This window comes from Streptomyces sp. CNQ085, from assembly GCF_022614595.1.
Taxonomy (GTDB): domain Bacteria; phylum Actinomycetota; class Actinomycetes; order Streptomycetales; family Streptomycetaceae; genus Streptomyces.
The window spans coordinates 17,966-27,824 of record NZ_JAJFAU010000038.1 but is presented as its reverse complement, the minus strand read 5'-3'; the positions used below and the strand labels follow the sequence as shown (position 1 = coordinate 27,824).

At 71.5% G+C, this 9,859-nt stretch carries 10 protein-coding genes; 3 read left to right on the top strand and 7 right to left on the bottom strand.

Annotated features, from left to right (window positions below; translation table 11 throughout):
* The first annotated feature begins 68 nt into the window (after positions 1-68).
* The 3 genes from LJ221_RS09605 to LJ221_RS09595 are packed head-to-tail and all read left to right on the top strand — an operon-like array spanning position 69 to position 2,900.
* On the top strand, positions 69-1,091 hold the full coding sequence (locus tag LJ221_RS09605; protein ID WP_374228414.1) for a FecCD family ABC transporter permease: 1,023 nt from the start codon (positions 69-71) through the stop codon (positions 1,089-1,091).
* Between the two features lies 1 nt (position 1,092).
* Entirely contained in the window at positions 1,093-1,893 is an 801-nt protein-coding gene (locus LJ221_RS09600) for an ABC transporter ATP-binding protein (RefSeq protein ID WP_241715400.1), read from the top strand.
* The gene (locus LJ221_RS09595) at positions 1,884-2,900 is read left to right on the top strand and encodes an ABC transporter substrate-binding protein (RefSeq protein WP_241715398.1); all 1,017 of its coding nucleotides are present in this window, start codon (positions 1,884-1,886) and stop codon (positions 2,898-2,900) included. Before LJ221_RS09600 ends, LJ221_RS09595 begins: the two co-directional genes overlap by 10 nt.
* Before the next feature lie 336 nt (positions 2,901-3,236).
* Here LJ221_RS09595 and LJ221_RS09590 read toward each other — a convergent pair whose 3' ends face one another.
* The 7 genes from LJ221_RS09590 to LJ221_RS09560 form a co-directional block, all read right to left on the bottom strand.
* Complete coding sequence (locus tag LJ221_RS09590; RefSeq protein WP_241715396.1) at positions 3,237-4,250, bottom strand: pyridoxal-phosphate dependent enzyme; 1,014 nt, start codon at positions 4,248-4,250, stop codon at positions 3,237-3,239.
* Positions 4,171-5,190, bottom strand: a complete 1,020-nt coding sequence (locus tag LJ221_RS09585) for a GHMP kinase (RefSeq protein ID WP_241715394.1) — start codon at positions 5,188-5,190, stop codon at positions 4,171-4,173. The genes LJ221_RS09590 and LJ221_RS09585 overlap by 80 nt, the downstream gene beginning before the upstream one ends.
* A 20-nt stretch (positions 5,191-5,210) precedes the next feature.
* The gene (locus LJ221_RS09580) at positions 5,211-6,047 is read right to left on the bottom strand and encodes a Rossmann-like domain-containing protein (protein WP_241715393.1); all 837 of its coding nucleotides are present in this window, start codon (positions 6,045-6,047) and stop codon (positions 5,211-5,213) included.
* Entirely contained in the window at positions 6,044-6,781 is a 738-nt protein-coding gene (locus LJ221_RS09575; RefSeq protein ID WP_241715391.1) for a methyltransferase, read from the bottom strand. Before LJ221_RS09575 ends, LJ221_RS09580 begins: the two co-directional genes overlap by 4 nt.
* 97 nt (positions 6,782-6,878) lie before the next feature.
* Positions 6,879-7,688 carry an ABC transporter ATP-binding protein gene (locus LJ221_RS09570; RefSeq protein WP_241715389.1) on the bottom strand — a complete coding sequence of 270 codons (810 nt, stop codon included), beginning with the start codon at positions 7,686-7,688 and terminating at the stop codon, positions 6,879-6,881.
* Complete coding sequence (locus LJ221_RS09565; protein ID WP_241715387.1) at positions 7,685-8,806, bottom strand: iron ABC transporter permease; 1,122 nt, start codon at positions 8,804-8,806, stop codon at positions 7,685-7,687. The genes LJ221_RS09570 and LJ221_RS09565 overlap by 4 nt, the downstream gene beginning before the upstream one ends.
* On the bottom strand, positions 8,796-9,806 hold the full coding sequence (locus tag LJ221_RS09560; protein WP_241715384.1) for an ABC transporter substrate-binding protein: 1,011 nt from the start codon (positions 9,804-9,806) through the stop codon (positions 8,796-8,798). Before LJ221_RS09560 ends, LJ221_RS09565 begins: the two co-directional genes overlap by 11 nt.
* Positions 9,807-9,859 lie beyond the last annotated feature (53 nt).

Sequence of the window (9,859 nt, the reverse complement as noted above, 5' to 3'; positions counted from 1 at the left end):
CGTCGGTCGACGCGAAGCAGCCCGAGCCTCCGGCGGGGCCGGCCGGCCGGCTCGGCTCCCGTACGGGCGTGGCGCTGACGTGCGTCTCCCTGTCGCTCCTTCTCGCCGTGTCCGTCCTCCTGGCCATCGGGACGGGTTCCGCCGTGGTCACGCCGGGTGACACCGCCCGGTACCTGTGGGCCGCGCTCAGCGGTGGCAGCATCGCCGCGGACGAGGTGACCACGTATCAGATCATCTGGCAGATCCGTACCCCGCGCGTGCTGCTGGCGGCGCTGGTGGGAGCGGGGCTGAGCGCCGTCGGCGTGGCCATTCAGGCCATGGTGCGCAACGCCCTGGCCGACCCCTTCGTCCTGGGCGTCTCCTCGGGCGCTTCCGTGGGCGCGGTCGCCGTCACGGTCACGGGCGGGCTGGCGGCGCTGGGCGTCTACGCGATGTCCGCCGGAGCCTTCGCGGGCGCTCTGGTGGCCTCCCTGCTGGTGTACGCCGCGTCGTCCGGCGGCGGCGGTCTGTCCCCGCTGCGCCTCGTCCTGACGGGAGTGGCCATGTCGCTCGGGTTCCAGGCCGTGATGAGCGTGATCATCTACCTGGTTCCCAGCAGCGAGGCCACCGGTATGGTCCTGTACTGGACGATGGGCAGCTTCGGGGCGGCGACCTGGGGGGCGCTTCCGGCGGTCACGGGGGCCGTGCTGTTCGGCGTGCTCCTGCTGTACCGGCGCAGCCGCGTGCTGGACGTCATGGCCCTCGGCGACGAGACCGCCGCGAGCCTCGGCGTCGATCCGGACCGGCACCGCAGGTACCTTCTCGTGATCGTGTCGCTCGTCACCGGTGCGATGGTCGCCACCAGCGGTGCCATCGGCTTCGTCGGGCTGGTCATGCCCCACCTGGTCCGCATGGCGGCCGGCTCCACCCACACCCGGGTCCTGGCCGTCGCCCCCCTGGCCGGCGCGGTCTTCATGGTCTGGGTCGACCTGGTCTCCCGGACCCTGGTGGCCCCGCGTGAACTCCCCCTGGGAGTCATCACCGCCCTCGTCGGAGTCCCGGTGTTCATCGTCCTGATGCGCCGTAGGGCCTACATGTTCGGAGGACGCTGAGATGGATCTCGAACTCGACGGGCTCTCGGTGGTGACGGACGGCAGGGCCCTGGTGCGGGACCTGTCCCTGGAGGCGGCGGACGGGCGGGTCACGGGCCTGGTCGGTCCCAACGGGAGCGGGAAGTCCACCGCGCTCAGGTGCGTGTACCGCGCGCTGCGGCCCAGCTCCGGCGCCGTGCGGGTGGGCGGCGAGGACCTGTCCCGCCTGACGATGCGACGCAGCGCGCAGCTCATCGCGGCGCTGACCCAGGACGGGGCCGTGGAACTCGACTTCACCGTGGAGGAGGTCGTCGCACTCGGGCGCACCCCCCACATCCAGGGCAACCAGGCGCTCAGCCGCCGGGAGAGGGAGCTGTGCGAGCGGGCGATGGAGCGGATGGACGTCCTCCACCTCGCCCGGCGGGGCATCCTCACCCTGTCGGGCGGTGAGCGGCAGCGTGTCCTGGTCGCCCGTGCCCTCGTCCAGGAGCCCCGCGTCCTGGTCCTGGACGAGCCGACCAACCACCTCGACGTACGCCACCAGGTCGAACTGCTGTCCCTGCTGCGCGGCTCGGGACTCACCGTTCTGGTCGTTCTGCACGACCTCAATCTCGCCGCCGCCGCGTGCGACCGGCTCGCTGTCCTCTCCGGGGGACGCCTGGTGGCCGCCGGCACCCCTCACGACGTCCTGACCGCGGAACTGGTCCGCGACGTGTTCGGCGTCCGCGCCAGCGTCGTCGCGCACCCGCTGACCGGTGACCCGCAACTGCTGTACTCGCTGTCCCCCTCTCCACTGAACGGAAGTGCCACACCATGCCCGTAGCCCGCCCCTCGACCGCCGCGCGCAGGCGCGCCGCCCTCGGATCCGCCCTCACGGCCGCACTGCTGCTCAGCGGATGCGGCGCCGAGGTCGACGCGGACGCCAAGTCCGCGGAATCGGAGAAGGTCACCGTCAACAGGTGCGGTGAGCCGGTGGAGTACACGACCCCCGAGCGGGCCGTCGCCTACGAGGGCGGCAGCGCCGACAAGCTTTTCAGTCTCGGTCTGACCGACCACGTCCTGGGCTATGTGCTGCCGCCGGCGAACCCGCCCGTGACCGAGTCGCCGTGGGCGGCCGAGTACGCCAAGGTGAAGATGCTCAGCGACGACCTGCTCAACAAGGAACTCGTCGTCGACGCCAAGGCCGACTTCGTGGTGGCGGGCTGGAACTCGGGCTTCAGCGACCAGCGGGGCATCACCCCGGAGATCCTGGACAAGCTCGGCATCCAGAGCTTCATGCACACCGAGAGCTGCTTCAACTACCCCGGACACCCGGAAAGGGTCACCCCGTTCAAGGCCCTCTACAGCGACCTGGAGCGCCTGGGGAAGATCTTCGGTGTGGAGGACAAGGCGGCGGAGGTCGTGGCCGGTATGAAGAAGCGGGTGGAGGCCGTGGCCGCGAAGGCGCCCGAGGGCGACCGGGTGCCGGTCTTCCTCTACGACTCCGGCACGGACCAGCCGTTCACCGCCGGCAGCCAGGTCCCGCCCAACGACATCATCAAGGCGGCGGGCGGCAGGAACATCTTCGACGATCTGGACCAGCGGTGGACCCAGGTGAGCTGGGAGGCCGTCACGGAGGCCGAGCCCGAGGTCGTCATCATCCTCGACTACGGCGACCAGCCCGCCCAGGAGAAGATCGACTTCCTGAAGGAGTCGCCCCGCACCAGCAGGCTTCCCGCCGTCGAGAAGGACAACTTCTTCATCCTCGACTTCAACGAGGGGATCAGCGGACCGCGCAACATCGACGGCCTGGAGAGGTTCGCGGACTACCTGCGTTCCCTCGAGGGCTGACACGAGGACGCCGGGGGAGATCCACCGGCGGGTGACACCGGCCGTGTAAGCACGGGGCCGAGGCGCGCCCCCACAGGGAATGTCCCTGTGGGGGCGCGCCTCGCGGGCGACCGTTGTGTCGTCGCACACGGCGGGGCGGTCGGCCGGAACGGGGGCGAACGTGACGGCGGGCGGCGGGAGGACCGCGCCGTCCGCGGAGGGGCGGGCGTGTGCGGTGGAACGGGTGTGGGACGGGCGGAGGCCGCCCGTCCCGGGGTCGGGCGGGCGCGTCGGCACGGGCGTCGTGCGGAGGACGAGGCCGTGTGCACCGGTAGCCCCGGCCGCGGGCGGCCCCGGTTACCGCACGGCGGCGGTCGCGGGGGCGGGCGAACGGTTCCAGTCCATACGTGACCAGGGAAGAGCGAGGTCGTCCACCGTCGTCACGGTGCGGGGGGCGAGGTCCTCGACGCGCGGCGCCTCCCGGTGCCGGGCGAAAACCGAGTCCGCGTACCGGTGGCCGGTGTCCGCGGCGATGAACAGGACGGTCCCCCCCGGGGCGCGGTCCCTCTCCCAGCGGGCGGCCAGGTAGCCGGCCCCGGTGGACAGGCCGGCGAAGACCGCGTGCCGGCGCAGCAGGTCGATGCTGCCCGCGAGAGCGGCGTCGAAGGCGACCCAGTGGATGGTGTCGTACAGGGTGTGCGTGACGTTCGCGAAGGGGATGGAACTGCCGATCCCGGCGATGATGATCTCCGGATCGGCGACGTGCTCGCTGCTGAAGGTGACGCTGCCGAAGGGCTGGACACCGACGAGCCGGACACCGGGGGATCTCTCCCGCAGGTACCGGGCGAGAGCCCCGGTGGAGGCCCCCGACCCCACTCCGCCGACGACGGTGAGGCTGTCGGTGCCGGTCTCCCGTCCGACGCGTTCGGCCACGGCCCGGTAGCCGAGGTAGTGGATGTCGTCGTGGTACTGGCGCATCCAGTGGTAGTCGGGGTGCTCGCGCAGGATCTCCTGGATGCGCTCCACCCTGCGCTTCTGGTCGAGCTTCAGGTCGTCGCTCGGACCCATCTGCTCCAGGTGGGCTCCCAGTACGGCGAGTTGGGTGCGCAGCACGTGGTCGACGGTCGTGGAGCCGACGATGTGACAGCGCATGCCGTAGCGGTGGCAGGCGAGGGCCAGGGCGTAGGCGTAGATGCCGCTGGAGCTGTCCAGGAGGGTGTCGCCGCGCCGTACGACGCCGGTTTCGAGCAGGTGCCGTACCGCCGCCAGCGCGGAGACGACCTTCATGGTCTCAAAACGCAGACAGACGAGTCCGTCGTCCAGACGTATCAGGTCCGGTCGGCCTACCGCTTCCGCTATGTGCTCGTCCATTCATGAACTCCTCGCTGGTGGTGAAGGTCGTGAAGGTACGGGTGACCGGGATACCGCCGTCCTCGAGCGCCTGCGCGCAGCGCCGCAGCCGGCGCTCCAGGCCGGGGGAGGCGGGGTCGAAGAGCACTCCGGCCACATTGCCGCTGTGGGCGATCTGCAGGCCCACGGCCCCGACGTGTTCGGTGATCTCCAGGAGGGCGCCGAACTCCTGGTGCCGGAGGATGTGCTGGGCGCGTCGGGCGCTGGCGGTGGCGACCCGGCCCAGGAGCGCGGGGTCCGCCTCGCCGACCGCCCGCCGCAGCAGGGACCGCAGACGTTCGTAGGCGCGCAGGTCCTCGTCGCCGTACGTCTGCGCCGGGAGGGAGAGGGTGTCCACCGGTCTGCCGCCGCCCAGGGCGCAGCCCACGACGACCACGGGAGGCAGCGCGTCGCCGAGCACCTCCAGCACGCGTCCCTCCCGCTGGGCGAACAGCAGTGGCCGGCCGTCGAGCATCAGTGGGTCGGACGCCTGCTCGGCCCGCACCGAAAGACGCGCGATCGCCTCGGGCGGCAGCCGCAGACCGAAGGAGTCCGCGACCGCGCGTACGGCGGCGGTGACGTCGCTGCTGGAGGAACCCATTCCCAGGCCCACGGGAATGTCGCCGCTCAGACGCAGCTGCCCGCCGCACACCGGTTCCCGCAGTAGTGCGGCGCACTCCCGTACGGCGAGGACCGCCGCGCGCAGGGCCTTGGTGCGGTCGTCCGGGGTCACCGAGATGTCCTCGGGCGCGGTACCCGGGCGGCGGGTGAACTCCGCTCGCGTACCCAGGCCGGCCATGGGCAGGGTGACCAGGCCGGAGCAGTGCCGCCCGCGGGAGTCGAGGAAGACGCCTTGCAGTATCTCGCCGTGGTGGCAGGAGGCGTGTCCGGTACCGGTACCAGCGGTACCGGTACCGGACACGGCCCGTGTGGCGGCCACCGTCACGAGCCGCTCTTCGCCCGGTAGCGGTACAGGGCGGTGGGGTCGGCGCTGAACTGTGAGAAGGGGAAGGGCTCCGCGGACAGCGCGGTCACCCCGGTCCCCAGGAAGGCCCGTGCCACCGCGCTGCCGGTCTGGGCGTAGACGACGAGCGGCACCCCCCGGTCGCGGCAGCGCGCCAGAATCGTGTCGAAGGTCCCGTTGCTGAGCGTCATGCCGGTGGCGACCACGGCGTCGGCGGCGGCGAGCACCTCCTCCATGTCATCGGTCACCGGATCGCCCCACTGCGTCGTGCGCAGGTTGAGGTCGCACGGCAGCGGATCGCCGCCGCGTTCGCGGATCGCCGCGATCAGGGGGTTGACGACGCCGATCAGCGCGACCTTGGCGCCGTCCTCGATGTCCAGCAGTCCGGCGATGGCCGCGTCCCGGGCACGGGCCCGCACCTCGGGGGCGCCGGCCGGCAGCGTCACCGGTTCGGCGTGTGCCGCCTGCCGGTGGGGCCGGGCCTCGGCGAGGTACGCGTCGAGGGCGGCTATGCGCAGCGGGCGGTGCGCATCGCGCAGCAGCGCGTCCAGCGGGCTGCCCGACGCGTCCCGGCAGACCGAGGAGTCGATCTCCCCGGCCTCGAAGGCGCAGGCGCCGAAGGAGCTTCCCAGGCGCACCAGGACGTACTGGTTGAGGTAGGTGGTGTCACCTCCGGCGAGCCGGGTCCCGTGGTGGATCCAGAAGACACTCGTGGCCGTCAGTTCCGAGGGACGGGGCCCCAGCTCGCCCGCCAGAACGGAGGTCAGCAGTTCGTCGACGGTGCCGGGACGGGGGGTGGACGGCCGCGTGCTCATGCCCGGCCCCCGCGGGTCAGCCGGAAAAGGAAGGTGAGGACGCCGTCCTGCCAGTCGTGCAGGTGGTCGATCTCCGGAGTGAACCCCTGGTCCAGCGCGTGCTGGATGATGGTGTGCAGGTCGGCGGTGTTGGAGACGATGACGAACACCTCCCCGCCGGGTGCCAGCAGATCCCTCTCGTTGATCTGCGTGAAGAACTTCGCCAGCAGGGGCGCGCCCACACAGACGTTGCGCACGATGTCGGGGTCGTCGCTGACGGTCTGGCTGACCGCGGGCGGGTTGAAGGTGACGACGTCCAGCTGGACTCCTTCGGGCAGACCACCGAACACGTCCCCCACCACGGGTATGAGGGCGGTTCCCTCGCGCCGGCCCACCAGACGCTCGTAGTGGCGGGCGGTGGCGGCCACGCTCTCGGGGTGGACGTCGATCGCGTAGATCTCCCGGGCCCCGCGTACCCCGGCGGCCACGGCCTCGACGCCGAGTCCGGCCCCCATGGCCCCGTACCGGCGGCCGCGCACCTCGATCCGGCCGTCCAGCAACCGTTCGTGGATCATCCGGCTGGTCCAGCCCGGCAGGAAGACACCCGGAGGCACCTCGAAGGTCCACCCGTTCCACTCGTAGTCGCGCGTGGTGTGCAGGTCGGCCTTGGGCTGGTTGAGCGCGACGATCTGCTCGGCGGACAGAGGGGGCGGCAGCTGCTTCAGCAGGTCGGGCCCGCTGGCTGTGGTGTCCACTGGGTCTCTCCTTCTCACATGAGGAAGTTGATTATAATGATAATCATATTCAATGATGATGCGTGAGTGACCATCAGTCAAAAGCCGGTGCCGGATATCAGACGGACCCGGGGAACGGACGGGAGGAGCCGCCGTCCGCGTGCCGCGTGACGCCGCGGTAGGCGACCGTGAGGTTGCCCAGGCCGTCGGGGCCGACCTCCGCGTCGACCCCGAAGACCCTCGCCAGGTGTTCCGGACTCAGGACGTCCTTGGGAGGCCCGGCAGCGGCCAGGCGCCCTTGGTGCATCAACAGCAACCGGTCACAGAAACGGGCGGCCAGCGACAGGTCGTGCAGGGCTATCACCACCGTCTGGTCGGTTCCCGCCAGCAGCTCCAGCAGAGCCAACTGGTGCTTCACGTCGAGATGGTTGGTCGGCTCGTCGAGCAGAAGACCGTAGGGCTGCTGGGCCAGGGCCCGAGCGAGGTGCGCGCGCTGCCGCTCCCCGCCGGACAGCGACTTCCACGACCGGGCGGCCAGGTCCGCGAGCCCGACCCGGGCGAGCGCGGCGGAGACGACGGCCCGGTCGGCGGCGCCCGGGCCTCGCCAGCGGTCCCGGAAGGGTGTGCGTCCCAGTCCCACCACGTCGGCCACCCGCAGTTCGCTGTCGGTGTCGGCGAGCTGCTCGACGAAGGCGACGTGCCGGGCGATCCGGAGCGAGGGCCAGCCCCGGATCGACTCCCCGTCGTAGCGGACGACACCCGACGAGGGGGCGCGCACCCCCGCCAGGCAGCGCAGCAGAGATGACTTCCCCGAGCCGTTGGGGCCGATCAGCCCGGCCGTCTCACCCGGTGCGATCTCCAGGCACACACCGTCGACGACGGTGGTGCCCGCCACCGACCAGCTCACCCCCTCCGCGGCGATCCTCACAGCTCACCCCGCCTGCGCAGGATCAGCAGGAACAGAGGGACGCCGAGCAGGGCGGTGAACACCCCGACCGGAACCTCCCGCGGCTCGAAGGCCGTACGGGCGAGCGCGTCGGTCCACACCAGGAAGACCGCGCCCGCCAGGGCCGAGAACGGCAGCAGCGCCCGGTGCGGCGGTCCGACGACGAACCGGACCCCGTGCGGCACGATCAGCCCGACGAAGCCGATCGCCCCCACCGAGGCGACCGCCGCCGCGGTCAGGACCGCCGTCGTCACCAGCAGCACGCGCCGCGTCGTCCGCACGTCGATGCCGAGCGAGGCGGCGGTGTCGGCCCCGAAGGAGAACCCGTCCAGGGCCGTCGAACGCGACCAGACCACGCCCAGGCCGACCGCTGTGACTGCCGCGCAGACGGCCACCGAGTCCCAGCGGGAGGGAGCCATCGAACCGAGCAGCCAGTGCGTGACGGCCCGTGTGGTCTCGGCGTCACCGGACGCCATCAGGATCAGCGAGGTCACCGCGGTGAACAGCTGTCCCACCACCACGCCCGTCAGAACGATCCTGACCGAGTGCATGCCACTGCGCCGCAGCAGGACCATCAGCAGGGCGAAGGACAGTACCGCCCCGGCGAAAGCTCCGCCGGCCACTCCCAGCACACCGGCGCCGACCCCGAGGACGATCACCGTCACGGCACCGGTCGAAGCCCCCGAGGACACGCCCAGCAGATACGGCTCGGCCAGCGCGTTGCGCGTCAGCGCCTGCAGCACGGCGCCGCACACCGCCAGTGAGGCCCCGACCAGAGCGGCCATCAGGACACGGGGTACGCGCAGGTCCCACACGAGCGAGTCGACCAGGGGAGGCAGCGGCTCGACACCCAGGCCCAGACGGGAGCCCACCACCGCCACCAGGTCGGTGTAGCCCACCTCGGCGGTGCCTATCCGCACCGAGGCGGCCACCGACGCCACCAGCACCGCCACACCGCCGAGGAACGCCATCACCCGGGGAAGCGCCGGCGTACCGTGCCCGCGGCCCGGCACGCCGGCGGAAACCACCCGCGCCACCGGGCGCGCGGAGGGGTGCAGCAGGTCCACCGGGTCCGGCCGGGCGGCCGGTCTAGCCGACATGGCCCAGTTCCCTCATGCCCTCGACCAGCAGCCGCAGGGTGTTCACGGTACGCACCGAGGGGTCCATCTCGATACCGGGCACCTCGATGAGGTGGTCCTCACGCACCGCGGTCAGTTTCGACACCACCGGGTCCTCGCGCATCATCGCGCGCTTCTCGTCGGCGCTGTCGCCCGGCGCGCCGCGTTCGGACAGGTCGCCGACGACTATGACGTCGGGATCGCGGTCGGCGATCGCCTCCCAGGAGACCTCCGGCCAGTCCTCGTCGATGTCGTCGAAGGCGTTCCTCGCGCCCACGAGCCTGCTCATCTCGCTGGGCATGCCGCCCCGGCCGGCCACGTAGGGCACGCCGTTGTAGACGGAGTACAGCCACACGACCGTGGGTCCCTCCGCGGCGTCGCCTCCGGCCGCGGCGGCCTCCGCCTCCGCGACCGCGGCACGCTGCCGCTCGGAGAGCTCCGCGGCGCGGTCCTCGACGCCGAAGATCCTGCCCAGGTTCTCGTAGTCCTCCAGCAGCAGATCGAAGACCGTCGTGTCCGGACCGGCCCGCTCCGGACAGTCCACCGCGCTGACGTACGAGGGAAGGCCGACCGCCTCCAGCTCCTCGCGTGTGCCGACCCGGTCCCTGGAGTACAGGTCGCTGAAGGAGGACACCACCACGTCCGGTGCGGCCGCGCGCAACTGCTCACCCGTCAGGACGTCGGGACTGAGCACCGGGACCTTCTCGTAGGCGTCCCGGTACTCGCGCGCGACCTCCGTCTTCGCATAGGAGGTGCCGGCCATACGGTCCGCGAGCCCGAGCTCCAGCAGGGTCTCGGTGGAGGACTGGTCGAGGGTGACGGCCCGTTCCGGCGGCTCGGCGAAGGAGAGTTCCCGGCCGCAACTGGTGACAACCGTCCGCTCCCCGGCCTCGTTCCGCGCGGACGATTCGCCTCCCGCGGCCGAACAGCCGACGGCGAGGACGAGGGTGAGGGCGGCCCCCGAGCGGACGAGCTGACGCATGAATCCTCCGGTGTAGGACGTGCGGGCGCCGATGTGGATCATGTGAGCGCGAT

Bases quoted from the DNA above. Each gene is read 5' to 3' on its own strand.
- LJ221_RS09595 (WP_241715398.1), top strand. From the start codon at position 1,884: ATGCCCGTAGCCCGCCCCTCGACCGCCGCGCGCAGGCGCGCCGCCCTC.
- LJ221_RS09590 (WP_241715396.1), bottom strand. From the start codon at position 4,250: ATGGACGAGCACATAGCGGAAGCGGTAGGCCGACCGGACCTGATACGT.
- LJ221_RS09565 (WP_241715387.1), bottom strand. From the start codon at position 8,806: ATGTCGGCTAGACCGGCCGCCCGGCCGGACCCGGTGGACCTGCTGCAC.
- LJ221_RS09580 (WP_241715393.1), bottom strand. From the start codon at position 6,047: ATGAGCACGCGGCCGTCCACCCCCCGTCCCGGCACCGTCGACGAACTG.
- LJ221_RS09600 (WP_241715400.1), top strand. From the start codon at position 1,093: ATGGATCTCGAACTCGACGGGCTCTCGGTGGTGACGGACGGCAGGGCC.
- LJ221_RS09560 (WP_241715384.1), bottom strand. From the start codon at position 9,806: ATGCGTCAGCTCGTCCGCTCGGGGGCCGCCCTCACCCTCGTCCTCGCC.